Raw genomic sequence first — 24,949 nt, forward strand, 5'->3', positions numbered from 1 at the left:
TGCCTTTTACCGCCAACCCCGGCCCCCCCTTTAACTGGTTGCCCCGTCTTTTTGGCGCCCCCCCGGCCCCCCCGGGCCGATAAAACCGCCCCCCCACCCCACACCCGCGGGGGGTTTCCCCCGCCGCTCTTGTTTTTGGGTCACCAAACTCCATCAGTTCGGCTGCCGCTCTCAGGCTGCCTTTGCTTCCGCTTTGTGGAGCGTGAATGAATGTCCGTCGGCATCGAAAATATGCAGGTCGCCGGCATCGGCATTCAACCGCAGCGCAGCGCCGCGCTTGACCTCGACATTGCCTGGCAGCTTGGTCACCAGCGGCAGGTCGGCGCGGCCGATGTCGACATAGACGAGCTGGACCTCGCCGAGCTGCTCGACATAGTCCACTGTTCCCTCGAAAAGATAATCGGCGCCGGTGGCGATCGTCAGATCCTCCGGCCGCACGCCGAAGCTCACCGAAGCGCCCGTCGCCGAGGCCGGCGTGGCGATCGGCACCGTCGCCTTGCGGCCGCCGACATGGCTGACGATGGTCGGGTTGCCTGATTTGTCGATCGTGGCCGGCAGGATGTTCATGGCCGGCGAGCCGATGAACTGGGCGACGAACAGATTGCCGGGTCTCTTGTAGAGCTCCATCGGCGTGCCGACCTGCTCGATATGGCCCTCCTTGAGCACCACGATGCGGTCGGCCAGCGTCATCGCCTCGACCTGGTCGTGGGTGACGTAGATCATCGTTGTAGCAGGCATCGATTCCTTGAGCTTGGCGATCTCGATGCGGGTGGCGACGCGCAGGGCCGCGTCGAGGTTCGACAGCGGCTCGTCGAACAGGAAGACCTTGGGGTTGCGCACGATCGCGCGGCCGATGGCGACGCGCTGGCGCTGGCCGCCCGACATCGCCTTGGGCAGGCGGTCGAGATATTTGGTCAGCTGCAGGATTTCCGCCGCCTGGCGCACTCGCTTGTCGATCTCGGCCTTGCTCTCCTTGCCGATCTTCATCGAGAACGCCATGTTGTCGTAGACGGTCATGTGCGGATAGAGCGCATAGGACTGGAACACCATGGCGATGCCGCGCTTCGACGGCGGCACGTCGTTCACCACCTCGCCGGCGATCTTGAGCTCGCCGGAGGTGATTTCCTCAAGCCCGGCGATCGACCGCAGCAAGGTCGACTTGCCACAGCCCGAAGGGCCGACGAAGACGATGAACTCGCCCGACTTTATGTCGAGGTCGATGCCGTGGAGAATGTTGAGATTGCCGTATGATTTCTTCACTTGCCTTAGCGTGACATCGGCCATGGGTTCCCTCCAGTGAACTGCAAATTCAATCGATACGCCCGAACCAGGCGCCGTAGCCGCCGAGGCGGATAAAGCGGGCGTCAGTCTGTCCCGAAAACCCGTGCCCCGGCAAGGGCTGCAGCGAGCGTCCGCCGAGATCGACTTCGGCCGGTCGGCTGCCGAGATTGAAGGCGCAGACGATCTGCTCATTGCCCTGGCGGCGCGTGAAGGCGACCGTATCGCCCTGGCTTTCGATGAACTCGATGTCGCCCTTGGCCAGCGCCGGATGCAGGCGGCGGAAAGCGAGAAAGCGCCGGTAGTGTTCCAGTAGCGAGCTGTCGTCGCCCTGCTGCACATCGACCGCCTGCGAAAGGTGCTTGGCAGGCACGGGCAGCCAGGGCTTTGCCGTGGAGAAGCCGCCATTGCCGTCGGCGCCATTCCAGACCATCGGCGTGCGGCAGCCGTCGCGGCCCTTGAATTCCGGCCAGAACCGGATGCCGTAGGGGTCCTGCAGGTCCTCGAATTGCAGCTCGGCCTCGCCGAGCCCAAGCTCCTCGCCCTGATAGATGCAGATCGAGCCGCGCAGCGACATCAGCAGCGCCGAGATCACCTTGAGATAAGCGGTCTGGTCGGCCTCGCCGCCCGCCCAGCGCGAGGCAGTGCGCATCACGTCGTGGTTGGAGAAGGCCCAGCACGACCAGCCGTCTCTGGCGACCTCGCCAAAGGCTTCCAGCACCGAACGCACCTTTGCCGCGCTGATCTTTTCAGGCGCCAGGAAGTCGAACGAATAGCACATGTGCACGCGCTTGCTGCCGGCGGTATAAGCCGCCACCACCTCCAGTCCGCGCTGCGAATCGCCGACTTCGCCGACCGCCGCCGTCGCCGGATATTCGTCGAGCAGGGCGCGGAAGCGTTCGAGAAAGCCGAGGTTTTCGGGGCGGCTCTTGTCGTAGAGATGGTCCTGGTAGTTGTAGGGGTTGACGGAAGGAGCGGTCTGGTCGTTGCGCTGTTCGGGCGGCAGCGGCGGATTGTCCTCCAGGCCCTGGCTGTGGAAGTAGAAATTGATGGTGTCGAGGCGGAAACCGTCGACGCCGCGCTCCAGCCAGAAGCGGGTGACATCGAGCAGCGCGTCCTGGACTGCGCGGCTGTGGAAGTTGAGATCGGGCTGCTCGGCCAGGAAATTATGCAGGTAATATTGCTGGCGGCTGGTGTCCCACTGCCAGGCCGAACCGCCGAAGATCGACAGCCAGTTGTTGGGTGGCGTGCCGTCGGGCCTGGCGTCGGCCCAGACATACCAGTCCGCCTTCGGGTTAGTGCGGCTCGAGCGGCTTTCCTTGAACCATGGATGGATGTCGGCCGTATGCGACAGCACCTCGTCGATCATCACCTTGAGCCCGAGCCTGTGCGCCTCGGCGGTCAGGGCGTCGAAATCGGCCAGCGTGCCGAACATCGGATCGACGTCGCAATAGTCGGACACGTCGTAGCCGAAATCCTTCATCGGCGACTTGAAGAACGGCGAGATCCAGATGGCATCGACGCCGAGCGCCGCGATATAGGGCAGCCTGCCGATGATGCCCCTGAGGTCGCCGATGCCGTCGCCGTTCGAGTCCTGATAGCTGCGCGGATAGATCTGGTAGATCACGGCACCTCGCCACCAGTCGCGGTCGACGGCGAGGTCGGGGCTCAACGTCGCTTTCACAGCGGATTGCATGATCTCAACCTCCCTTCACCGAGCCGGCGAGCAGCCCGCGGACGAAATAGCGCTGCAGCGAGAAGAACACGATCAGCGGCACGACAATGGTGATGAAGGCCGATGTCGTCAGGATCTCCCAATCGCCGCCGCGCGAGCCGAGCAGCGCGTTGAGCTTGGCGGTCAGCACGATCTGGTCGCCCTCGGTGCCGAGGAAAACCATCGCGACCAGCAGATCGTTCCACACCCACAGGAACTGGAAGATGGCGAAAGAGGCCAGCACCGGGAACGACAGCGGCAGCACGATCTTGACGAAGATCTCGAAATCGCTGGCGCCGTCGATGCGCGCCGATTCCATGATTTCTCGTGGCAGGCCGGCAATGTAGCTTCTCAAGAGATAGATGGCGAAGGGCAGGCCGAAGCCGGTATGCGCCAGCCAGATGCCGAGATAGGTTTTCGACGGCACGCCGAAGAAGCTGCCGACGCCGTTGTAAAGCTTCAGCAGCGGGATCAACGACATCTGCAGCGGCACGACCAGGAGCCCGATGATCACCGCTATGAGCAACGCCCGGCCGGGAAAGCGCATCCAGGCCAGCGCATAGGCCGCGAACGCCGCGATCAGGATCGGGATGACGGTCGCCGGAATGGTGACGGTCAGCGAATTCATGAAGGAGCGGCCGATGCCCTCCGAAAACAGCACCGTATTGTAATTGTCGGTGGTGAATTTCGGTGGCGCCGACGAGGCGTAGTAGACGCGCTGGCCACGCTCGCCCTCGAACGGCTTGGTCGAGGTCATGACGAAACTACCGTCGGGGTTGAGCTGCAAGGTCTCGCCGTCGCCGAGATCGGCTGTCGTGCCGGCGGGATATTGCGTCGGCGCCGACGACTTGACGCCAAAGGCGCTGATGTCGCGGGCCGGATCATCGCCGAAGATGTTGCCCTCGAGGACGAACTTGCCGTCCTTCTCGACTTGCGCCGAGGCGGGTGGCAGCCGCCCCGCTTCCGTCTGCGTGGAACTGGCGAACGAGTTCCACCAGCCCGAGGCGATGATCTGGTCCTTGTCGCGCAGCGACGAGACGAGAATGCCGAGCGTCGGGATCGTCCAGATCGCGACGAAGAGGAAGACCGCGATATGGACGCCGAAACGGCTGGCAAAGGACTTTCCGGTCGAGACGGCCATCTCAATGTCCTCCCGTCTCTTTGTTGGCCTGGCGGATGTTCCAGATCATGATCGGAATGACCGCGATCATGATGATGATGGCGATGGTGGCGCCACGGCCGAAATCGCCGCCGCCGCGGAACATCCAGTCGAACATCAGATTGGCCAGCACCTGGCTGTTCCATTGGCCGTTGGTCATCGTCAGCACGATGTCGAACACCTTCAGCACCAGGATGGTGATGGTGGTCCAGACAACGGCGATCGTTCCCCAGATCTGCGGCACCATGATCTTCCAGAAGATCTGGAACGGATTGGCGCCGTCGATGACGGCCGCCTCCAGCGTCTCCTCGGGAATGCCCCGCAAGGCAGAGGACAGGATGACCATCGCAAAGCCGGTCTGGATCCAGATCAGGATGATCATCAGGAAGAAATTGTTCCAGAACGGCAGCGATATCCAGACCTGCGGCTGGCCGCCGAAATATTGGATGATGGCGTTGAGCAGGCCGATCTGCGTCTGGCCAGCACCGCGGTACTCGTAGATGAATTTCCAGATGACGCTGGCGCCGACGAACGAGATGGCCAGCGGCAGGAAGATGAGGCTCTTGGCGATGGTGCCCCACCAGATCTTGTCGGTGAGGACGGCGATGATCAGCCCGAGGAAGGTGCAGGCGGCAGGCACGACCGCCAGCCAGATGATGTTGTTGAGGATGGAGGTGCGGAATTCGCGGTCGCCGAACGCCCATTCATAATTGGCGAAGCCGACGAAATTGGCGCCACCGCGATCGAGGAACGACAGCCTCAGCGTCTCCACGACCGGGTAGATCAGGTAGATGGTGAGGATGATCATGGCCGGGCCGACGAACAGCCACGGCCGGATCATCCCCTGCCGGCGCAGATTGTCGATGGCCGCCGCACCTGCAACGCCGCGCGACGGGAAGATGATGTCCACCAGCTTGTTGGCGCCCCAGAAATAGGCGACGCAGCCGCCGACGCCGACGACGATGACGAATATGGCCGAGAAAATCTGAGCCGCCACGGGTCCCTCCCTCTGCGCATGATCCGCCAGTCGGGAATGACTTTGGCGATGCGATCACAGGCCGATTCAGTTATTTGGAACGCGATCGGATGCAAGGCAGGGTTTTGCACTTGCTGGTCGCGCGTCATGCCGGAATGTGCTCATAAAAATTGCTGCTGTGCGGGCCGCCGGTCGGATCCGGGCCATCGAGGCCCGGATCCATGCAGGATCGGACGTTCAGCCGGGACCGCCTACTTGATCGCGTCCCAGCTCTTCTGGATGTCGGTGGCGACATCCTGGGCGGACTTGCCGCCGACGAGATCGATCATGCCGGTCCAGAAGGCGCCGGCGCCGATCTTGCCCGGCATCAGATCGGACCCGTCGAAGCGGAAGGTCGAGGCCTCGGCGAGGATTTCGCCCTGCTTCTTCAGCGCGTCGCTGGCATAGGCGTCCTTGTTGACCGACTTGAACGGCGTCACAAAGCCGCCCTGGGCCATCCAGATCTCATGGGCGAGCGGCATCTTCAGGAATTCGATGAACGCGCGGGCACTCTTGCTATCCTTGGTGATCATGGCAAGCGTGCCGGCGCCGAGCACCGGTGTGCCGAGGTCGGGCTTGGCAGCGTAAGGTGGGAAGTAGAAGAAGTCGGCGTCCTGGCCGATCTCGGTGCCTTCCGGGAAGAAGGTCGGGATGAACGACGCCTGGTGGTGCAAATAGCATTTCGGCGGCACCGAGAACAGGCCTTTCGGGCTGTCGCGAAAATCGGTCGCCGCCACCGCCTTGGCGCCGCCGTCGACCATCTTGTCGTCGGTCGCGATCTTGCCGAAAATGTCGATGGCGTTGACCACCGCGGGGTCGTTGAACGGAATCTCGTTCTTCACCCACTTGTCGTAGGTCTCGGGCGTCTGGGTGCGCAGCATGATGTCCTCGACCCAGTCGGTCGCCGGCCAGCCGGTGGCGCCGCCAGAACCGAGCCCGATGCACCATGGCGTGCCGCCGTCGGCGATGATCTGCTTTTCGAGCTCGGCGAGCTCTTCCTGCGTCTTCGGCACCTCGTAGTCGGCTTCCTCGAAATTGTCCGGCGAGTACCAGACCAGCGATTTCACGTCGGCCTTGTAGGGGAAGGCGAAAAAGCCCGGCTTGCCATCCTTGTCCTTGAAGGTGCCGAGATCGACCCATGACTCGCCGGCGCCGTAATTGTCCTTGATCCAGTTGGCGGTGTCGTCGCCGAGCGGCGTCAGCAGGCCCTTGGACGCCAGATCCTGGATCAGGCCCGGCTGCGGCAGCACGGCGATGTTGGGCGGGCTGCCGGCCTGCGTGTCGATGACGATCTGCTGTTCGTAATTTTCCGACGAGGAGTATTTGACCTCGGCGCCGGTGGCTTCCGAGAAATAGTCGAGAACGGTGCGGATGAGGCCCTCGTCCTCGCCGCGCCATGGCCCGAAGATCGACAGCGTCTCGCCCTTGAGGTCGACTTTCTTGAGCTCTTCGTAATTCGCCCAGTTGAAGCGGGGGTCTTCGCCCGGCTTGAACTTCAGTTCGGCTTGCGCCGGTGCGCCCAGGGCGAGCGCGACAAAGGCGGCGCTCAGCAGAAGCATTTTCCTCATTGGTATTCCCTCCCAGTGGTGACAGGCACCGGACGGAACCTCCATTCCGTCCGCCGACGCAGCAGGACTGTGACTCACTCGGAAAGGAACCGCAACCTTTCGAAGAGTCTTCCAAAGCGCTTTGGTCTTTGCAATCACGCCACTGAATTAATCAGAAGTCAAGAGGCTGGTAAACTAATCGATTTAATTCCACGACCGCAAGAGCAAACAAAGTGCGCTGCAGCACCATTTTGGGCGCTGCAATAGCAAATTTTGCTTCAAACCGGTTAGAAAGGGTGCTTATGATCGTCGCATCGGTAGCGCTCGCCGCCGTGGCGCGAGCGACCCATAGTTAAAGCGCTTTGAGGCTTGGAGGGCCTCCGGTGAACCTCAAACAGCTTTCCCATATGCTGGCGCTTTCGCAGACGACGGTAAGCCGCGCGCTGAACGGCTACCCGGAAGTCAACGAGGAAACGCGCCGGCGGGTGATCGACGCCGCCAAGCGCCACGGCTATCGCCCCAACCCGAGCGCGCGTCGGCTGGCTACCGGCAAGACCGGGATGATCGGTTATGTCTTGCCGACCGGGGCGGCCGTCGACATCGACCCACATTTCGTCGAATTCCTCTCCGGTCTCGGCGACTACGCCCGTTCGCACGAACTCGACCTGGTGCTGTCCCCCGCCGATGCCGACGATCAGGAGACGACCTATCGGCGCATCGTCGCCAACCGGCAGGTCGACGCCGTCTACATCTCCTCGCCGAGGCCGGCCGACCGGCGGGTGGCGCTGGTCAGCACGCTCGGCATCCCCTTTATCGTCCATGGCCGCAGTGAAGGGCTCGATTTCGATTACCCTTTCACCGACATCGACAATGAGGGCGCCTTCCACGAGGCGGCACGGTTGCTCGTCCAACTCGGTCACCGGCGGCTGGCGCTGATCAACGGCGACGGCCGCGAGACCTTCGCCATTCACCGCGAGCGTGGTGTGCGCCGAGCGCTGGCGGCAAGCGGTCTGGCGCTTGGCGAAGGCGATGTCTGTTCCCTCGCCATGACCGAGGAGAACGGCTACCGCGCCGCCAGGCGCTTACTTGAGCAAAGCGATGCGCCGACCGCGATCGCCTGCTCCAGCCTGATCATGGCGCTCGGCGTCGTGCGAGCGGTGCGCGATCTCGGCCTGACCATTCCGGGCGACCTGTCGCTGATCGCCCATGACGACGTCTTCCCTTGGCTGAAGCCGGAGAATTTTTCGGTGCCGTTGTCGACGACGCGTTCGTCGATCCGTTTGGCCGGCGCTCGTATCGCCGAGCGGCTGGCGGCGCGGATTTCGGGGTTGGAGGAGGGCGCCCGCGGCGAAGTCTGGCCGGTCGACCTGGTCATCAGGGGATCGGTCGCCGGCGCACCTGGCTAAGGATCACTCGATCGACTGAGTTCGACCCTTTGGGACCTGCGCGGTCTTGCGGGAGTATGACAAGGTCGCTCGCGAATGCGCGCGACGGCGTCGATCTTCCCGCTATCTGCCTCGCCTGGTCGAACTGGAACTGATCGACCGCCATCGCCGTGTAGTCGAGAGACGCATCAGAAAGGCCCGGGAAATGCGCTGCGGTTGACAGCTTCCGTGAGCCGCATCATTGTTGGCGTTGCGCATCTCGATCCTCGATAGGGTCACGTCCTACGCGTTGCCTGTCTGCAACAGCGGTTCGAACTGCGCCTCACCCCTACACCGCAAAGTTGTTTCACCGAGAAAGACGGAGGATTCTTCATGGCCGATGCCCAATGCGTATGCGGCGCACTCAGACTTATGATGCGAGAGCCAACAAAATTGGTTGCCGCGTGTCATTGTTTAGCTTGCCAACGGCGAACCGGTACATCATTCAGCGTCAACGCGTTCTATGCGACTGATACCGTCGCGATTTCGGGAGCTGCAAGGGAGTTCATTCGCGTTGCCGATAGCGGCCGCAATGTACGCATGTATTTTTGCCCGACCTGTGGTTCGACAGTCTATTGGAAGCCTGATGCTCTGCCTACGATGATCGGCGTAGCCGTTGGCGCATTGGCCGATCCAAACTTCCCGGCCCCAACCGTGTCGATCTTCGAGCGATATCAACATCATTGGGTAACTCTTGCGGAAGAGGTCGAGCGCTTCCAGGCAAGTCTGATACAACAGTACTCGCCTGATATCTGACGCCCGCGGCGAAGCCTGGCCGGTCGATCTGGTGGTCAGGGGATCGGTCGCCGGCGCACCGGCCTAGTGGTCAAACTCAATCACTCTGAGCGACCGAGTTCGACCCGGTTGCGGACCTTCCGACGATTACCAGCAGTTGCTAACCTTGCTTGCCAGCAATTTCTAACTATTCCGAAATCGCCGGCGCCGACCAGGGCGCGGACTTCGGACGTCGCGGCGATCCAGTCGATGGTGCGATCGCCGGAAGGTGTTCCCGGCCGGGTTCGAATTCCATCCGGTCACGAATTCGGCGAGGCTGGAAGATGGAACGTGGGTGGACAAATCGGCCACCTACCAGGGCGTCCCGATCGATCCCACCCACCTGCCCACGAAGATAAAGGTGGGAGGGGGGAAGATCATGCCGGCGGACCTGATGATGCACAACTCCTTCTTCGTCAGTGGCAAATTCCGTGAGGTGGTCGAGAAACTGGAGCCCGGCCTGCATCAATTCGTTCCAGTCGAGCTGCTGTGGAAGGACGGCAGCCATGCCGCCTCCTATTTCTGGTTTTACCCATGCAACCGCATCGACGGCACGGATAGAGAGCAAACGACGCATGAGTTCCGCGAAAAGTCGGGACTCTGGATGAACAGACCCGGTGGTTCCTATGTCGTCAATCTGCAGCGGGTCCGCGGGCGCAACGTCTGGATCGACCCGCGCATGAGCGGGTTTGATCTTCCTTTCGTGTCAGAAACCTTCAAGCTGGCAATGTCAGAGGCCGGTATCAGAGGCATCGGCTAGCACGCGATGGAGACGACATAGCGCAAGGCCGCACTCCACCCATCTCGGTCATTTGCGGCAACCGGCTGATTGAGTTTTGACCCCAATATCTGTTGCCGAAAATTATGCAGCGGCTGGGAAAACGACGTGCATAAAAGCAGATGCTTCAAGCCCGAGACTTATTCTTTCGCCGCCTCGGCCGCCTTGGTATTGAGCAGGCCATAGCCGAAATCATTGTCTCGTCCCTTGGGGCCGAGATCCCTTGCCGTGGCGGCCAGCGCTTTCTCGACCCAGTCGGCGGAACGGTCGGGTGCGGTATGCAGCAGATTGGCGATCGCGCCGGTGACGATCGCTGCGGCAAACGAGGTGCCGGTGACGACATCCGAACCGGCGCCGCTCGGCGCCACCATCTCGACGCCGGGAGCGGAGAGGAAGACGTAGGCGCCGCGATTGGCCTGCTGCATCAGCCCGTCCTTGGCATCGGTGGCGGTCACCGCGATGACGCCGTCGAAGGCGGCCGGATAGCCGTAGGGCGCCTTCGGTCCGTTGTTGCCGGCGGCGGCGACCAGCACGATGCCCAAGGCGCGAGCATTGCGGCAGGCGACGCCGAGCAGGTCGTTCTTCGGGCCGACGAAGCTCATATTGATGATGCGGACGTCCTGCTCCGCCGCCCAGTCGAGCGCCGCAAGGATGACGTCCATCGTCGATTTGCCGCCCTCGAAGGCGCGGGCGTGGTAGATCCTGGCGCCCGGCGCCATGCCTTTGAGCGCGCCGACGCCGGCGATCAGGCCGTCGATCGAGGTGCCGTGATCGCGCGCCTCGATCGGCACGTCGGGCATGGCGTCGAACTGATCGGCGATGACGCCGGAGAGTGCTGGATTGGTGTCGTCGATGGCGGTGTCGACGACGGCAATGCGCACGTTCTCGCCGCTCGCCCCTTTCGCATCGAGCGCAATGCGCTCGAAGGCATAGTTGACGATGGTGGCTGCCTGCTGCAGCGAGTAGATATGGTTGGGCTCGCGCCGCAAAGCACGGCCGTCGGCGGCAAGCTGCGCCAGCACGACGCCGACCGGACGGCCATCGGGAATGCCGAAGCGCACCAGCGTGGAGCCGAGCAACTGAGACTGGCGCTGCGAGCGCACCTCGAGGCCAAAGGAGGCGGCGATCTGCTGGACGGCATCGCCCTCCACCGTCACCAGCACCTCGTCCGGCACGAAATCACCGACGATGGCGCGCGGCGGCTCGGCCGCGACGAGATCGCTGGGCGAAACGATCGGGCCGCCCGCCGCAGCGGCTTGTATTGCTGTCGCACCGGCAGGCGGGACCGGCGGCGGCAACGCACCGCTGGCCGGATCGCGGCGCGGATCGGGCGTCGGCAGCGGCGCTTGGCCGCCGCCGATCGGATTGGGGAACAGGTCGACGATCAGCGCGGGAAGAAGCACGGCATTTGTCGCGGCAAGACCTGCGCCGGGCCTTTCGCCGCTGCCATCCTTTGTGTCGCGCTTGATGCAGTCGGCCGCCGTCGCCCCTCGGTTGAGGCAATCGATTTCAGTCTGCGTAAGGTTCGGATCATTGGTCTGCGCCAAGGCCGGCACAGCGCCGATTATCATCGCCGCCACGAGCAGCGCCGCAAATCGGATGACCGCCCTAGCCGCCATCGACCGGTTTCCTTCCCTCGACCACAGCCTCCGCGAAAGGCTGGGCGGCAATCAGGCCGAGCACTTTTTCATAGTCGGCTGCGGTCGCGGCCGGGATGCCAAGACGGAAGACACCTTCGGCGGTTGGGCCGGCGGCAATCTTCAGCTGGTGCTCGCCAAGAAAAGCGACAATGTCGGCTATCTTCGCATCCGGCTTGAACGTGACCAGCGCGAACGGCATTTTCGCAAGATCGCCTTGCTGGCCGGCAATTTCGAAATCGCTGTCGATGCCGCCAGGCTGCTCAAACGACTGCACCACAACAAGCGCCAGCAGAGCCGCGGCCGCAGCCCAGGCAACGCCGGCGGGAACTGCCGTGAAGCGGCCCCACGCTTGCGCCAGCCAGGACGCCGCCGGCGCGCGCGCTGGACCGGCCTCGGCGTCGAGCGCCCGGGCGAAGCGGCTGAGCGCATCGGCCGGCGGACGGATCGCTTCATTGGATGCAGCGGTGCCGGAGAATTCGGCTTCGGCCTCGCCGAGTGCGGCAAGCGCTGCCGGGTCGGTCGCCAGCCATTCCTCGACGGCTTCGAGCTCTGCACCTTCCAGCGAGCCATTCAGATAGAACGGCAGCAGCGTTTCCATTTCATCGCGGCGCGACATCTTTTCAGCGGCGCTCATGGCCACCCCCTGTCGTAACCGGCGGCCTTGAGGGCCTCGCCAAGTTTCTTGCGGGCGTAGAACATTCTGGTCTTGACGGTGGCGACCGGGATACCGAGCACCTCGCCGATCTCGCTCACCGACTGTCCGTGGTAGTAGGCAAGGTCGATCACCGTTCGGTGTTCTTCCGGCAAGGCATCGACGAAGCGCCGCAACGCGGCGCCCTTGTCTTCCTTCATGGTGACGACTTCCGGCGTATCGGCGCCGTCGGCGATCTGGGCGGCGTCATCGTCGTCGATCCAGTCTTCCTTTTTCTTGCGCAACGACGACAGCGCCTTGAAGCGGGCGATGCCGAGCAGCCACGTCGAGACTTCCGAGCGCCCCTCGAAGCCGGGCGCCTGGCGCCAGAGTTCGAGAAACACCTCGTTGGCGATATCGTCGGCCATCATTTCCGATCCGGTCTGGCGCACCACGAAACGGTAGACCCGCGCGTGGTGGCGCATGAACAGGAGCCGCACGGCGGCGCGGTCGCCCTTCGCGACCCGGCCGACAAGCGCACGATCGGTTTCCGTCGCTGCCGTCATGGCCGATCGAGCCGCCTGGCTCCTGTCTGCTCTGTCGCTGATCGGCCCAAAAAGGTTCACCGCTTTCCGCCCAAATTCCCTGAAAGCTAGCCGAAGAGCGGCAGTGTTGCCAGAGGGAGGTTCTTCCCTTCTCCCCCTGTGGGAGAAGGTGGCCGAGCGAAGCTCGGTCGGATGAGGGGTGCTGGACGGATCGCTACACCGAAGAAATAAGCGCTTCAAATCCCTCAATATTTTCACGCCGAGTTTCTTCCAACACCCCTCATCCGTCTTGCCGCTTCGCGACAATCCACCTTCTCCCACAAGGGGAGAAGGGAAGACGCGCGCTCAGTCGAGGAACGGCCTGGCCTTCATTGTCGCGGGCACCGGGACGCCGAGGCGCGCAAGCACCGTCGGCGCAAGCTGCAGCTGGTCTAGCAGCGTGTCGGCCTCCGGCCCGTTGCCCTGTCCGAAATAATACAGAGCAAAATCCTGCATCTCGTCGTCGTGGCCGCCATGATGGCCGCGATCGGTCTGGCCGTGATCGGCGGTCACGATGACCTCGTAGCCGGCTTTCCGCCAGCGCGGCAGGAAGGCGGCGAGCATGCCGTCCATCGCATAGACGGCATGGTCCATCTCATGGCAGTCATGGCCGAAGCGGTGGCCCATCGAGTCCAGCGTGCAGGTGTGCAGGATGCCGTAGTCGATGCCGTGGCGTCTGGTCAGCATGGTCAGCGTCGCGAACAGGTCGACGTCGCTCGGCGTCATCTGGTTGCGGGCATTGTAGCCGGTCATGGTGTGGAACCGGCCATGGGTGATCGGCCCGCCCGGCTCGTCGAACTCCATGTCCTCGACCAGATCGAACGGATAGGCCCGGAAGAATTCGGACCAGTAGGAATGGGTGACCGCACCTGTCTTGCCGCCGGCCCTGCTGACCTCGGAGAAGATATCCGGCTGCTCGACGCGGAAGCGGTTCTCGTTGGTCAAGATGCCATGCACCTGCGGCGCTACGCCAGTGTGGATCGAGGCATAGCAGCAGGCAGAGGTCGACGGCAGCACGGAACGCATCTTCCAGACGCGCGCTTCGCCCGATTGCACCCAGCCTTCGAGGTTGCCCATCAGCCGGCGCCAGTTGCGGTAAGGCACGCCGTCGAGGATGATCAGCAGAAGTTTTGTCTTCAGCGCCACCGGTGTGTCTAATTGCCCGCGCTGGCCATGCGCCGTCCCTTGATCGCCTTTTCCAGCCAGCCGATCTCCATTTCGGGGACTGAGGACAAGAGAAGGTCGGTATAGGCATCGAACGGCGGCGCCAGCACCTGGCTCTTGGCGCCATAGCGCACCACCTCGCCGCGATACATCACCGCGATCGAATCGGCGATCGACTTCACCGTCGCGAGGTCGTGGGTGATGAACAAATAGGCGACGTTTTCCTCCTTCTGCAGCTCGAGCAGCAGCTTCAGGATGCCGTTGGCGACCAGCGGGTCGAGCGCCGAGGTCACCTCGTCGCAGATGATCAGCTTCGGCTTGGCGGCAAGCGAACGGGCGATGCAGACACGCTGCTTCTGGCCGCCGGAAAGCTCGGCCGGGTAGCGGTCGATGAAACCCTTGCCCATCTCGATCTTGTCGAGCAGCTCGGCGACGCGCTTGTCGCGCTCGCGGCCGCGCAAACCAAAATAGAATTCGAGCGGCCGGCCGATGATGGTGCCGACGGTCTGGCGCGGGTTCATCGCCACGTCGGCCATCTGGTAGATCATCTGCAACTGGCGCAGATCCTCCTTGGGCCGATCGGCAAGCCGGTTGGCGAGCGGCCGCCCGTCGAAGGTGACGGTGCCTTGTTCGGGCGGCAGAAGGCCGGTGATGGCGCGCGCCAGCGTCGACTTGCCCGAGCCGGACTCGCCGACCACCGCCAGCGTCTGGCCAGGATAGATGTCGACCGAGACGTTCTTCAGCACCTTGATGTGGCTGCGGCCATAGGCGGCGGTGATGTTCTTGACCGACAGGAACGGCGTCGTGCCGGGCCTTTGCTCCTGGTGCTCGATCTCGTGCACTGACACCAGCGCATTGGTGTATTCCTGGCGCGGCTCCTTGATGATCTGGCGGGTGCCGCCCCATTCGACCAGCCGGCCATGGCGCAGCACCATGATCTCGTCCGAGACCTGGGCGACCACGGCAAGGTCATGAGTGATGTACAGCGCCGCGACATGCGTGTCGCGGATGGCGTCCTTGATCGCCGCCAGCACGTCGATCTGCGTCGTCACGTCGAGCGCCGTGGTCGGCTCGTCGAAGACGATCAGGTCGGGCTCGGAGCACAGCGCCATCGCAGTCATCACGCGCTGCAGCTGGCCGCCTGACACCTGGTGCGGAAACCGTTCGCCGATGCTTTCGGGGTTCGGCAGGCTGAGCTTCTTGAACAGCGCGATGGCGCGCTTTTCGGCCGCGGCCCGTGTCGCCGTGCCATGCAGCAGCGTCGCCTCGACGACCTGGTCCATCAGCCTGTGCGCCGGGTTGAAGGCGGCGGCAGCCGATTGCGCGACATAGCAGACCTCGCGGCCGCGCAGCTTGCGAAAGCCCTCCTTGCCGCCTTTGAGGATGTCGCGGCCGTTGAGGATGACTTCGCCGCCGGTGATCCGCACGCCGCCGCGGCCATAGCCCATCGACGCCAGGCCGATGGTCGACTTGCCGGCTCCAGACTCGCCGATCAGGCCGAGCACCTTGCCCTTCTCGAGCGACAGCGAGACGTCGTGGACCAGCACGATGTTCTTCGGCGCTTCGCCCGGCGGGAACACGGTGGCCTCGATGCGCAGATTGCGGATATCGAGCAGCACGGACTTTGCTCGCTGGTCAGCCATTACCCGCGCCCTCCCTTCAGGCTCGTCGTGCGGTTGAGCACCCAGTCGGCGACAAGGTTGACGGAAATCGCCAGCATGGCGATCGCCGCGGCAGGGATGAGCGCCGCCGCGATGCCGAAGACGATGCCGTCCTTGTTTTCCTTGACCATGCCGCCCCAGTCGGCGCTAGGCGGCTGCACGCCGAGGCCGAGAAAGGACAGCGTCGACAGGAACAGCACGGCATAGATGAAGCGCAGGCCGAGTTCCGAAACCAGCGGCGACAACGCATTGGGCAGGATCTCGCGGAAGATGATCCACACGCTGCCTTCGCCGCGCAGCTTGGCCGCCTCGACGAAATCCATGACGTTGATGTCGACGGCGACCGCCCGCGACAGGCGGTAGACACGGGTCGAGTCGAGAATGCCCATGACCAGGATCAGCGTCACCAGATTGGTTGGCAGCACGGAGAGCACGACGAGGCCCATGATCAGCGTCGGGATAGACATCAGGAGATCGACAAGGCGCGACATAAGCGTGTCGAACCAGCCGCCGAAAACCGCCGCCGAGAAGCCAAGGATGGCGCCGAGCGAGAAGGACAGCGCGGTGGCCAGCACCGCGATGAACAGCGTGACGCGGGCGCCGTAGATCATGCGCGAAAGAAGGTCGCGGCCGAGGTTGTCGGTGCCCAGCAAATGTGTCGCTGACATCGGTGCCCAGACGTCGCCGACGATCTCGCCATTGCCGTAAGGCGCGATCCAGGGCGCGAAGATCGCCGCCAGCACGAACAATGCCGTCAGCACCAGGCCGATCAGCGCAGGGATGGGGATGCGTTTTATGTCGAGCACAGCGCCGCCCCTCACTTCGGATGTCTGAGACGCGGATTGGCGACGATCGCCGCTATGTCCGCAATGATGTTCAGGCTGATATAAACCGCGGCGAAGATCAGGCCGACCGCCTGCACCACCGGTACGTCACGCTTGGTGACGTGGTCGACGAGATACTGCCCCATGCCCGGATAGACGAAGATCACTTCGACAACGACGACGCCGACGATCAGGTAGGCGAGGTTGAGCATGACGACGTTGATGATCGGCGCAATCGCATTGGGGAAGGCATGCCTGCGAATGACGGCGAATGCCGAAAGCCCCTTGAGCTCCGCCGTCTCGACATAAGCCGATTGCATGACATTGAGGATCGCGGCGCGCGTCATGCGCATCATGTGGGCGAGCACCACCAGCGTCAGTGCCGCCGCCGGCAGCATGATCGCCTGCATGCGCTCGCCGAACGGCATCCCATCATAGACCGTCGAGATGCCGGGGAAGATCTGGTATTTCACGGCAAAGAAATAGACGAGCACATAGCCGATGAAGAATTCGGGAAACGAGGTCGAGGCAAGCGCCAGTCCGGAGATCAGCTTGTCGACCCAGCCATTGCGGTAACGCACCGCAATCAGGCCGAGGATGATCGCCAGCGGCACGGCAACGACCGCCGCCCAGAAGGCGAGGAACAGCGTGTTCCACAACCGCCCCTTGATCGACGTCGCAATATCCTGCCCGCTGGACATGGCGGTGCCGAGATCACCGGTCACGACGCCGCCGAGCCAGCGGAAATAGCGGATAAAGGCCGGATCGTTGAGGCCGAGCTGCTCGCGCAAATTGGCAAGCGACTCCGGTGTCGCCGACTGTCCGAGGATGGCTTGCGCGACGTCGCCGGGCAGGATCTGGGTGCCGGCGAAGATCAGGACCGATACGGCCAACAGCAGGAGGATGCCCAGCGCAATGCGCTGGGCCACCAGTTTCACGATGGGTGAGGACATATCCGCAAGGCCGGGCTCAGGCTTCGAGCCAGCACTTTGCCAGAGCGTACCCGTTCATCAGCTCCTGATGCGGATCGTCGACCCAGCCGGCGACCTTGGCGCCCGTCGCGTCGATGAACTGGTTGAACATCGGCAGGATCAGGCCACCTTCGTCGCGGACGAGCATCGCCATGTCGCGATACATCGCCTTGCGCTTGGCTTCGTCGAGCTCGGCACGCGCCGCCAGCACCATCTTGTCGAACTCGGGACGCTTGAAACGCGTGTCGTTCCAGTCGGCCGTCGACAGGTACGCAGTCGAGTACATCTGGTCCTGCGTCGAGCGTCCGCCCCAGTAGGAGGCGCAGAAGGGCTGCTTGTTCCATACTTCCGACCAGTAGCCGTCGCCCGGCTCGCGCTTGATCTCCAGCGTGATGCCGGCCTTGGCCGCGCTTTGCTGGAACAGCTGCGCGGCATCGACGGCGCCGGGGAAGGCGACGTCCGATGTCCTGAGCAGGACGGCGCCGTCATGGCCCGACTTCTTGAAATGAAACTTGGCCTTGTCGGGATCGTATTTGCGCTGCTCGATGTCCTCGGAAAACAGCGGATAGGCCGAGTTGATCGGGAAGTCGTTGCCGAGCGAGCCATAGCCTCTGAGGATCTTGTCGAGCATCTCCTCGCGGTCGATCGCCAGCTTCAGCGCCATGCGCAAATCGTTGTTGTCGAACGGCGCCGTGTTGCAATGCATGATGAAGACGTAGTGGCCAGGACCCGCATGGTTGCGGATGGTGACGCCGGGCAGCCGCTTGATCAGGTCGACGATCTTCGGCTCGACGCGGTTGATCATGTTGACCTGGCCGCCCTGCAAGGCCGAAGTGCGCGCCGTGGCGTCGTTGATGACGATGATCTCGATCTGGTCGGCATGGCCCATCTTGTCGGCCTGCCAGTAATTGGCGAATCGCTCGCCGCCATGGCGCACGCCGGGCTCGTTGGTGGTGATCTTGTAGGGTCCGGCCGAGATGCCGGCGTCGGCCTTGTCCTTGCCGCCATTGGGCTGGATGATCAAATGGTAATCGCTAAGCAGATAGGGCAGGTCGGCATTGGCTTCTTTCAGCGTCAGCACGACTTCCTTGCCGCTGGCCTTGATGCTCTCGATGCCTTTCATGTAGCCGAGCGCGCCCGACTTCGACTTCTCGTCCGAATGGCGTTCGAGTGTGGCGGCGACGTCCTCGGCGGTTACCGTCTTGCCGTTATGGAATTCGACGCCGTCGCGAATCTTCAGCGTCCAGACCTTGGCGTCGTCAGACGAGCCGATCTCCTCGGCGATGCGGTTCTCGAGCGTGCCTTCCGGGGAAAGCTCGACGATCAGTTCGCCCCACATCTTGCCGAAGGCGAACGGCACCTGCGTCATGAACAGGGCCGGATCGAGGCTGTTGGTGGACTCGCCGCCGACCAGGCCGGCCTTCAACGTGCCGCCCTTGACCGGACCCGCGGCGCGCGCTGCACTTGAAAGCAGCGAGTTGGCGAAGGTCGCGGTGACGCCGAGCGCTGCCGCCCGGCCGAGAAAATCACGACGGCTCAGTTTGCCGGATGCGACGCGCAGGCTAAGAAATTCCAGTTCGTTTGACATGTTGAGTTCCTCACTCTGTTGGTTCGACCTTGTGGTCGTTTTTTATGGTTTCTTGTGAGGAGAATAATGACCGCAAGGGACCGCCGTAAGCAAGACCGAATGCGACATGCCGTGGCGTAAATCGTACGTCGCAATTGGACCAATCCGCATAAGCGCTCAAAGCAGATCGCGCGGGATTTTCTCTTCGAAATTACGCTCGAAAACCAGTTCCTCGCCTTCATAGGCTTCGATTCTGGCGCTAATAATGAAGTTTTGCGCATCGGACCGCATCTCGGCTGACGTTTCTGTGCGCACCGACCATCCATTTCGCGACAGCGTCTGCGTCCAGTGCGTCTTGCCCGACGCTGACAGTGGATTGTCAGGATGGATCGCCCATGTCTCGCGGGCGACGCTGCCATTGGCGAGGCCATGCTCCAGGTCGCGCACCTCGCCGAAATCGTCGACAATGGAAAGCGTGACGATTCCGGTCTTCTCGTCGCGATCAACATGACGCTCCGAATTGGCGGCACGGACCGTTTCGGTTGCCCAGGGCACGGCTGCCTCGGGCGTAGGGAACGTGACTTCGTCGCCTTGCGCCGGCGGACGCAGCGGCAGCTTCAGCGTAGCCGCCGAAAGGTCGAGCCGAACCGGTTCCGGCGATGGCCAGATCATCGGCCAGTAGGCGTTCGAAACGGCAATACGCAGGCGATGGCCTGATGGCACGCGATAGGCGCATTGGTCGAGCACCACCCGCGCCAAAACGGTCTCTTCCGGCACCAGCGCCTCGGGGAATTCATGCGAGTTGCGGTGCGTCAGGTTGAGCACGCCGTAGGAGATCAATTCGGATGCGCCGTCAGGATGCACGTCGCACAGCCGCACCGCGATGTTCGCCTGCGGTCGATCCGAGGCGACCTGGATCAAAACCTCCGGCGCGCCGACAATGTCGATCGCCTCGCCGAGCGGGGGCTGGTCGAAACACACCGACAGCGTATCGTCGGGGCGCTGGTCGCCGGGCAGTTCCGGCCCGAAGGTGAAGGGGAAATATTCGCCGCCGGCGAGGCCGCAGCTTTGTGGCGAAGCCACGATTGCAGGCCTGGCGCCTTCCGGGATCAGTTCGATGGCCTCAGCCTTGATGTTGGGCGATGGCCAGTCTGCTTCGGCAACCCAGCGGCCGGGCCGCTCGGGATGCCAACGCGCGGGGCGCACGCTGTCCATCACATAGGCGCGGTAGGCCGGGTCGGCCTCGACGCCGGTGTCGATGCCTTTCAACCACCGGTCCCACCAGCGCAAGGCCTCCTGCAGGAAGCCGATCGCTGGTTTCGGTGCGGCGTAATGCGGGTACTTGTGGATCCACGGGCCGACGATGCCCTTGACCGGCGCCTCGATATTGGCCGCGAGGTAGGAAATCGTATTGCGATAGCCGTCATGCCAGCCGCCGATCGACAGCACGGCGGCTTGGATGGCGGAATAGTCCTCGCAGATCGAACCGCGCTTCCAATAGGCGTCGCGGTGCTGGTGTCTCAGCCACAGCGGCGCCAGGAAGGGCTGGTTCTCCAGCCGGGTCAGCCATAGGTCGCGCCATCTGTTGTCGCCGGCCAGCAGCGGGTCCGGTGGCCGCGACGAATAGGACAGCATGGTCGAGGCCCAGCCGAAATTCTCGATCAGCAGGCAGCCGCCCTTGTAGTGGATGTCGTCGGCATAGCGGTCGACGGTCGAGCACAGGCTGATGACTGCCTTCAACGCCGGCGGCTGCTTGGCTGCAACCTGCAGGCAGTTGAAGCCGCCCCAGGAGATGCCCATCATGCCGACATTGCCGTTGCACCAGGGCTGGGCGGCCGCCCAGGCTATCACATCGCAGGCGTCCTGCAATTCCTGCTCCGAATATTCGTCGTCCATCAGCCCTTCGGAATCGCCATTGCCGCGCATGTCGACGCGGATCGATGCATAGCCATAGCCGGCGAAATAGGGATGCGTCAGCTGATCGCGAAAGATCGTGCCGTCGCGCTTGCGGTAGGGCAGGTGCTCGAGGATCGCCGGCACCGGATCGTCGGCGGCATCGGCCGGCATCCACACGCGCGCCGACAGCCGGCAGCCATCCGGCATGCCGATGCCCATGTCCGGAAACTCGACGACCTTGCGGGGAAATTCAGTGACGGTTTTCATGCGGGCGACTCCAGGACCGCCAAATGATGGAGCCCGTGGGACGTCGTCGTGGGCCAGCCAACGAATTCGATTGGTCAATCCGCGTCAACTCAACGGAATGTCGTTTTCGTCCTTGCTCGCCTGGTAAGCGCTGGACAGTTCGTCGTAGCGCGCCGAGATCTTGCCGATCCGTGCTTCCAGCCGCTTGCGCTCGGCCCCGGGCAGCGACCGCACCAGTCTTCGGATCGAAAAGCTCTTCCAATAGGCGTTCTCGGCATTGTAGCCGCCAGGGTCGAGGGTGAAGACCTCCTTCAGGATCTTCAGGTCGTGTGGGATGGCGAAGCTGTCGCGCGAATCCTCGTGCGAAAACAGATAGTAGAAATTGTCGAAGCCGGTCCAGGTGATCGCCGACAGGCAGAGCGAGCAGGGTTCGTGCGTGGCGAGGAAGATCGCGTCCTTGGTGTCGACGCGCTCGGCCTTCGGCATTTCGTAGAACCGCTTCAGGCAGTGCACCTCGCCATGCCAGAGCGGATTTTCCGCCTCGTTGTTGGTTTCGGCGAGCACCAGCGAGCGGTCATCCTTTCTCAAGATCGCCGCGCCGAACAGCTTGTTGCCATGGGCGACGCCTTCGGCCGTCTTCGGCACGATGTCATGCTCGATGACGTCGAGCAGGCGGTCGATCAGCGAAGTATCGGCCATTATTGGCTCCTGTCCGGCAGATCGATCTCGTAACCGTGCGAGAAATGGCACTCTTCGAGGTTGGAGCCGTCGCCACCGCGGTCGACGACGAGAAAATCCTGGGCCTCACCGATCGGCGTCAGCACGCCGTGCCACCGATTGCGTGGGTAATTGACGCCTTGCCCGGGCGCGGTGATGAATGCGTGCGGCTCTCCTGGGCCTTCGTCGCTGTCATGGCAGACGACGACCAGGAACGGCCGTGGCGACAGCGGGATGAAAGCCTGGCTGCCGAACGGGTGACGCTCGACCATGGTGAGCTTCAGCGGAAAATCGTAAGGCGTGCCGCGCACCATAGAGATCAGCACGCGCGCATTCGGTCCCTGCGCCTCGGCGGTGGCGAGGTCGTGGTAGCGTTCCGCCTTGCCGCCATTGATCGGGTAGTGATTGTCGCCGCCCATATCGATGACGTCGCCGAATTCAGCGAAGTTCTCGCGGGTCAGCGGGCGCGCCACAATGCGGCTCATGGCGCGCGCCTCGCGACGCCGGCGCCGCCAAGCTTGGCATGCCGGTTGACGTCCTTGTAGAGCAGATATCGGAACTGGCTCGGACCGCCGGCATAGCAGGCCTGCGGGCAGAAGGCGCGCAGCCACATATAGTCGCCGGCCTCGACCTCGACCCAGTCCTGGTTAAGGCGGTAGACCGCCTTGCCCTCCAGCACATAGAGGCCGTGCTCCATGACATGGGTCTCGGCGAAGGGGATGACCGCGCCCGGCTCGAGTGTAACCAGGGTGATGTGCATGTCGTGGCGCATGTCTTCGGGATCGACGAAACGCGTTGTCGCCCATCTGCCTTCGGTGCCGGGCATGGGCGTGGGCGCGATGTCCTGTTCGTTTGCAAAAAGGGCTTGCGGCGTATCGATGCCCTCCACGGATTCGTAGGCTTTTCGGATCCAGTGGAAACGAACGGGTGCGCCGCCCTCGTTGCGAACGGTCCATCCGCTGGCCGGCGGCAGGAAAGCAAAGCCGCCCGGCTGCAGGACATGTTTCTCGCCAGCCAGCAAAACGGTCAGCTCGCCCTCGACCACGAACAGGGCGCCCTCGGCGCCGGCATCCGGTTCCGGCCGGTCGCTGCCGCCGCCGGGCGCGACCTCGACGATGTATTGCGAAAACGTCTCGGCAAAACCCGACAGCGGGCGCGACAGCACCCAGACGCGGGTCTCGTCCCAGAACGGCAGGGCGCTGGTGACGATGTCCTGCATCACCCCCCGTGGAATGACGGCATAGGCCTCGGTGAAGACGGCCCGGCCGGTCAGCAGCTCACTCTGGCCGGAGTGGCCGCCCTGCGGCGCGTAATAGGTTCGGTCGGCCATTTTCATCGTATCCATCAGTTCAGAGCCTGTTGCGGAAGCCAGGCCTATTGCGGAAGCATGTCCTTGAGGCGGAGCAGTGCGATACGCTCGACCTGTTTGCAGGCGGTTTCGAATTCAACGCCGCGGCTGTTGCCGATGCGCGCCTCGAACTCCGCCAGGATTTCTTCCTTGGTCTTGCCTTTCACCGCGATGATGAAGGGGAAGCCGAAACTGGTGACGTAGGCGGCATTGAGCTTGGAGAACAGCTCGCGCTCTTTATCGGTCAGCGCCTCGAGCCCGGCGGAAGCCTGTTCCCTGGCCGATTCCGTTGTCAGCCGCTTGGCCTGAGCCAGTTTTCCGGCAAGGTCGGGGTGGGCGTTGAGCACGGAGAGCCGCTCGGTCTCGCTGGCGCCGCGAAAGACACGGCACAGCGCATTGTGCAGACCGCCGGCACTGTCATGCGCCGGACCGAGCTCCAGCTCATAGGCGCGCTCGGCGATCCACGGCGAATGCTCGAATACGCCGCCGAATGCCTGGACGAAAGCCTCGAATTCCATCTTCGACGGGCGCAGCGTCGGTGGCCGGAACGGATGGTTCTCTTGCCAGTGCCTTGCAATGTCGATGCGTCGCGCCAGCCAGACCCTGTCGTGCGATTTGACGTAGTTGACGAAGCGCTTCAGCGCCGCGACCCGGCCCGGCCTGCCGACGAGGCGGCAGTGGAGGCCGATATTCATCATGCGCGGCCGCCCTGCCTTGCCCTCGGCATAGAGCGTGTCGAAACTATCCCTGAGATAGGCGAAGAACTGGTCGCCCGAGTTGAAGCCCTGCGGCGTGGCGAAACGCATGTCGTTGGCGTCGAGCGTATAGGGGATGATGAGCTGCGGCTTTGCCGACCCGTCCGGCCCACCATGCTCGAACCAGTACGGCAGCTCGTCGTCATAGGTGTCCGACACATAGTCGAAGCCGCCCTCTTCCGCCGCCAGCCGCACGGTGTTGATCGACGTGCGGCCGGTGTACCAGCCGGTCGGCCGTGCCCCGGTCACCTCGTAGTGCAGCCGGATTGCCTCGTCCATGTCGCGGCGCTCGTCCTCCGGCGCATGGTCGCGGTAGTCGATCCATCTCAGCCCGTGCGAGGCGATCTCCCAGCCGGCCTCCTGCATCGCCACGACCTGGTCGGGCGAACGCGCCAGTGCTGTGGCGACGCCGTAGCAGGTGATCGGCACCTCAGCCTCGGTGAACAGGCGCAGCAATCGCCAGAAGCCGGCGCGGGCGCCATATTCGTAGATCGATTCCATGTTCCGGTGGCGCTGCCCGGGCCAGGGTGCAGCGCCGACGATCTCGGACAGGAAGGCTTCCGAAGCCTTGTCGCCGTGCAGGACGCAATTTTCGCCGCCTTCCTCGTAATTGACGACGAACTGCACCGCGACATGCGCCCTGCCGGGCCATTTCGGATCCGGCGGATTGGCGCCGTAGCCGCGCATGTCTCGTTCGTAACGCATTGTCGCTCCTGCCGGATAGTGTGATCAGGATAGTCGAAAGGATTGCTTGCGCATTCCCCCGAAAATTTTTGAAAGTGTTTTTGCAGCACTTCACTCGACCGGGACTTATGCATCGCCTTTAATTGGCGCACAATTCGTCAAGCACGTTTTGAGTGTACCGGAATGGGAGCAGCCAGTGGCGGAAACGTCGAAAGCCGAAGGCGGACGTCTGACGACCCATGTCCTCGACACCGCGACCGGCCGGCCGGCGGCCGGCCTGTCGATCGAGCTTTACCGCATCAACGACGACATGCGGACGCATCTGAAGACAGCGATCACCAATGCCGACGGCCGCTGTGACGCGCCGCTGCTTGCCGACGCGGAATTCAGCACCGGCGAATACGAGCTGGTCTTCGCCGCCGGCGACTATCTGCGCCGGCAGGGGCTGAGACTGCCGGAACCGGCCTTCCTCGACAGCGTGCCGATCCGCTTCGGCATGGCCGAGCCGATGCACTATCATGTGCCGCTGCTCATATCGCCCTACGGCTATTCGACCTATCGCGGGAGTTGAG

At 63.2% G+C, this 24,949-nt stretch carries 22 protein-coding genes; 4 read left to right on the plus strand and 18 right to left on the minus strand.

The annotated features are described in order from the left end of the window. Window positions 1-171: 171 nt before the first annotated feature. From AC0L3D_RS25900 to AC0L3D_RS25920, 5 genes are all read right to left on the minus strand, one after another. Window positions 172-1,284: an ABC transporter ATP-binding protein gene (locus tag AC0L3D_RS25900; RefSeq protein ID WP_027151436.1), complete on the minus strand. Its 1,113-nt coding sequence runs from the start codon at window positions 1,282-1,284 to the stop codon at window positions 172-174. Between the two features lie 25 nt (window positions 1,285-1,309). Continuing rightward, a complete protein-coding gene (bglA, locus tag AC0L3D_RS25905) occupies window positions 1,310-2,974 on the minus strand; it encodes a beta-galactosidase BglA (RefSeq protein WP_473626936.1) in 1,665 nt (554 codons plus the stop codon). A gap of 4 nt (window positions 2,975-2,978) precedes the next feature. After that, window positions 2,979-4,133 carry a carbohydrate ABC transporter permease gene (locus AC0L3D_RS25910; protein WP_027151438.1) on the minus strand — a complete coding sequence of 385 codons (1,155 nt, stop codon included), beginning with the start codon at window positions 4,131-4,133 and terminating at the stop codon, window positions 2,979-2,981. Window position 4,134: 1 nt separating this feature from the next. Further along, window positions 4,135-5,148, minus strand: a complete 1,014-nt coding sequence (locus AC0L3D_RS25915; RefSeq protein WP_023796848.1) for a carbohydrate ABC transporter permease — start codon at window positions 5,146-5,148, stop codon at window positions 4,135-4,137. Window positions 5,149-5,378: 230 nt separating this feature from the next. Continuing rightward, on the minus strand, window positions 5,379-6,734 hold the full coding sequence (locus AC0L3D_RS25920) for an ABC transporter substrate-binding protein (RefSeq protein WP_473626937.1): 1,356 nt from the start codon (window positions 6,732-6,734) through the stop codon (window positions 5,379-5,381). 362 nt (window positions 6,735-7,096) lie between these two features. On the opposite strand from AC0L3D_RS25920, the gene AC0L3D_RS25925 reads away from it, so the two are divergent. The 3 genes from AC0L3D_RS25925 to AC0L3D_RS25935 all read left to right on the plus strand — a co-directional run bounded on the left by AC0L3D_RS25925 (window position 7,097) and on the right by AC0L3D_RS25935 (window position 9,671). Continuing rightward, window positions 7,097-8,119, plus strand: coding sequence for a substrate-binding domain-containing protein (locus AC0L3D_RS25925; RefSeq protein ID WP_473646257.1), 1,023 nt, complete (start codon window positions 7,097-7,099; stop codon window positions 8,117-8,119). Between the two features lie 351 nt (window positions 8,120-8,470). After that, a complete protein-coding gene (locus AC0L3D_RS25930; protein ID WP_473626940.1) occupies window positions 8,471-8,893 on the plus strand; it encodes a GFA family protein in 423 nt (140 codons plus the stop codon). Between the two features lie 247 nt (window positions 8,894-9,140). Beyond that, window positions 9,141-9,671 carry an imm11 family protein gene (locus tag AC0L3D_RS25935; protein WP_473646259.1) on the plus strand — a complete coding sequence of 177 codons (531 nt, stop codon included), beginning with the start codon at window positions 9,141-9,143 and terminating at the stop codon, window positions 9,669-9,671. A gap of 158 nt (window positions 9,672-9,829) precedes the next feature. Here AC0L3D_RS25935 and AC0L3D_RS25940 read toward each other — a convergent pair whose 3' ends face one another. The 13 genes from AC0L3D_RS25940 to puuE all read right to left on the minus strand — a co-directional run bounded on the left by AC0L3D_RS25940 (window position 9,830) and on the right by puuE (window position 24,398). After that, a complete protein-coding gene (locus AC0L3D_RS25940) occupies window positions 9,830-11,308 on the minus strand; it encodes a S8 family serine peptidase (protein ID WP_473626943.1) in 1,479 nt (492 codons plus the stop codon). Next, window positions 11,298-11,963: an anti-sigma factor gene (locus tag AC0L3D_RS25945; RefSeq protein WP_473626945.1), complete on the minus strand. Its 666-nt coding sequence runs from the start codon at window positions 11,961-11,963 to the stop codon at window positions 11,298-11,300. The genes AC0L3D_RS25940 and AC0L3D_RS25945 overlap by 11 nt, the downstream gene beginning before the upstream one ends. Then, a complete protein-coding gene (locus tag AC0L3D_RS25950) occupies window positions 11,960-12,526 on the minus strand; it encodes a sigma-70 family RNA polymerase sigma factor (protein WP_192355652.1) in 567 nt (188 codons plus the stop codon). The genes AC0L3D_RS25945 and AC0L3D_RS25950 overlap by 4 nt, the downstream gene beginning before the upstream one ends. 324 nt (window positions 12,527-12,850) lie before the next feature. Beyond that, window positions 12,851-13,690 (minus strand): alkaline phosphatase family protein, encoded by an 840-nt coding sequence (locus tag AC0L3D_RS25955; RefSeq protein ID WP_473507824.1) that lies wholly within the window; start codon window positions 13,688-13,690, stop codon window positions 12,851-12,853. An 8-nt stretch (window positions 13,691-13,698) separates the two neighbouring features. After that, window positions 13,699-15,351, minus strand: coding sequence for an ABC transporter ATP-binding protein (locus tag AC0L3D_RS25960; RefSeq protein ID WP_473626947.1), 1,653 nt, complete (start codon window positions 15,349-15,351; stop codon window positions 13,699-13,701). After that, entirely contained in the window at window positions 15,351-16,175 is an 825-nt protein-coding gene (locus tag AC0L3D_RS25965) for an ABC transporter permease (protein ID WP_128244537.1), read from the minus strand. Before AC0L3D_RS25965 ends, AC0L3D_RS25960 begins: the two co-directional genes overlap by 1 nt. Before the next feature lie 11 nt (window positions 16,176-16,186). Then, window positions 16,187-17,146: an ABC transporter permease gene (locus AC0L3D_RS25970; protein ID WP_023796836.1), complete on the minus strand. Its 960-nt coding sequence runs from the start codon at window positions 17,144-17,146 to the stop codon at window positions 16,187-16,189. 16 nt (window positions 17,147-17,162) lie between these two features. Then, on the minus strand, window positions 17,163-18,752 hold the full coding sequence (locus tag AC0L3D_RS25975; protein WP_128171041.1) for an ABC transporter substrate-binding protein: 1,590 nt from the start codon (window positions 18,750-18,752) through the stop codon (window positions 17,163-17,165). 156 nt (window positions 18,753-18,908) lie between these two features. Beyond that, window positions 18,909-20,894 (minus strand): CocE/NonD family hydrolase, encoded by a 1,986-nt coding sequence (locus tag AC0L3D_RS25980; protein ID WP_473626949.1) that lies wholly within the window; start codon window positions 20,892-20,894, stop codon window positions 18,909-18,911. 84 nt (window positions 20,895-20,978) lie between these two features. Next, window positions 20,979-21,572, minus strand: coding sequence for a nucleoside deaminase (locus AC0L3D_RS25985; RefSeq protein ID WP_473626951.1), 594 nt, complete (start codon window positions 21,570-21,572; stop codon window positions 20,979-20,981). Further along, a complete protein-coding gene (locus tag AC0L3D_RS25990) occupies window positions 21,572-22,075 on the minus strand; it encodes an ureidoglycolate lyase (protein WP_027151451.1) in 504 nt (167 codons plus the stop codon). The genes AC0L3D_RS25985 and AC0L3D_RS25990 overlap by 1 nt, the downstream gene beginning before the upstream one ends. Further along, window positions 22,072-22,935: a bifunctional allantoicase/(S)-ureidoglycine aminohydrolase gene (locus AC0L3D_RS25995; protein ID WP_473626953.1), complete on the minus strand. Its 864-nt coding sequence runs from the start codon at window positions 22,933-22,935 to the stop codon at window positions 22,072-22,074. The genes AC0L3D_RS25990 and AC0L3D_RS25995 overlap by 4 nt, the downstream gene beginning before the upstream one ends. 29 nt (window positions 22,936-22,964) lie before the next feature. After that, a complete protein-coding gene (gene puuE, locus AC0L3D_RS26000; protein WP_128172888.1) occupies window positions 22,965-24,398 on the minus strand; it encodes an allantoinase PuuE in 1,434 nt (477 codons plus the stop codon). A 175-nt stretch (window positions 24,399-24,573) separates the two neighbouring features. On the opposite strand from puuE, the gene uraH reads away from it, so the two are divergent. Continuing rightward, the gene (gene uraH, locus AC0L3D_RS26005) at window positions 24,574-24,948 is read left to right on the plus strand and encodes a hydroxyisourate hydrolase (RefSeq protein ID WP_128172889.1); all 375 of its coding nucleotides are present in this window, start codon (window positions 24,574-24,576) and stop codon (window positions 24,946-24,948) included. The last annotated feature ends 1 nt before the right edge of the window (window position 24,949 follow it).

The sequence above is a fragment of the Mesorhizobium sp. WSM4837 genome, assembly GCF_055811435.1.

Coding starts and splice junctions, on each gene's coding strand:
- AC0L3D_RS25900 (WP_027151436.1), bottom strand. CDS start 1,284: ATGGCCGATGTCACGCTAAGGCAAGTGAAGAAATCATACGGCAATCTC.
- bglA (WP_473626936.1), bottom strand. CDS start 2,974: ATGCAATCCGCTGTGAAAGCGACGTTGAGCCCCGACCTCGCCGTCGAC.
- AC0L3D_RS25910 (WP_027151438.1), bottom strand. CDS start 4,133: ATGGCCGTCTCGACCGGAAAGTCCTTTGCCAGCCGTTTCGGCGTCCAT.
- AC0L3D_RS25920 (WP_473626937.1), bottom strand. CDS start 6,734: ATGAGGAAAATGCTTCTGCTGAGCGCCGCCTTTGTCGCGCTCGCCCTG.
- AC0L3D_RS25930 (WP_473626940.1), top strand. CDS start 8,471: ATGGCCGATGCCCAATGCGTATGCGGCGCACTCAGACTTATGATGCGA.
- AC0L3D_RS25940 (WP_473626943.1), bottom strand. CDS start 11,308: ATGGCGGCTAGGGCGGTCATCCGATTTGCGGCGCTGCTCGTGGCGGCG.
- AC0L3D_RS25945 (WP_473626945.1), bottom strand. CDS start 11,963: ATGAGCGCCGCTGAAAAGATGTCGCGCCGCGATGAAATGGAAACGCTG.
- AC0L3D_RS25950 (WP_192355652.1), bottom strand. CDS start 12,526: ATGACGGCAGCGACGGAAACCGATCGTGCGCTTGTCGGCCGGGTCGCG.
- AC0L3D_RS25960 (WP_473626947.1), bottom strand. CDS start 15,351: ATGGCTGACCAGCGAGCAAAGTCCGTGCTGCTCGATATCCGCAATCTG.
- AC0L3D_RS25970 (WP_023796836.1), bottom strand. CDS start 17,146: ATGTCCTCACCCATCGTGAAACTGGTGGCCCAGCGCATTGCGCTGGGC.
- AC0L3D_RS25975 (WP_128171041.1), bottom strand. CDS start 18,752: ATGTCAAACGAACTGGAATTTCTTAGCCTGCGCGTCGCATCCGGCAAA.
- AC0L3D_RS25980 (WP_473626949.1), bottom strand. CDS start 20,894: ATGAAAACCGTCACTGAATTTCCCCGCAAGGTCGTCGAGTTTCCGGAC.
- AC0L3D_RS25985 (WP_473626951.1), bottom strand. CDS start 21,572: ATGGCCGATACTTCGCTGATCGACCGCCTGCTCGACGTCATCGAGCAT.
- AC0L3D_RS25990 (WP_027151451.1), bottom strand. CDS start 22,075: ATGAGCCGCATTGTGGCGCGCCCGCTGACCCGCGAGAACTTCGCTGAA.
- AC0L3D_RS25995 (WP_473626953.1), bottom strand. CDS start 22,935: ATGGATACGATGAAAATGGCCGACCGAACCTATTACGCGCCGCAGGGC.
- puuE (WP_128172888.1), bottom strand. CDS start 24,398: ATGCGTTACGAACGAGACATGCGCGGCTACGGCGCCAATCCGCCGGAT.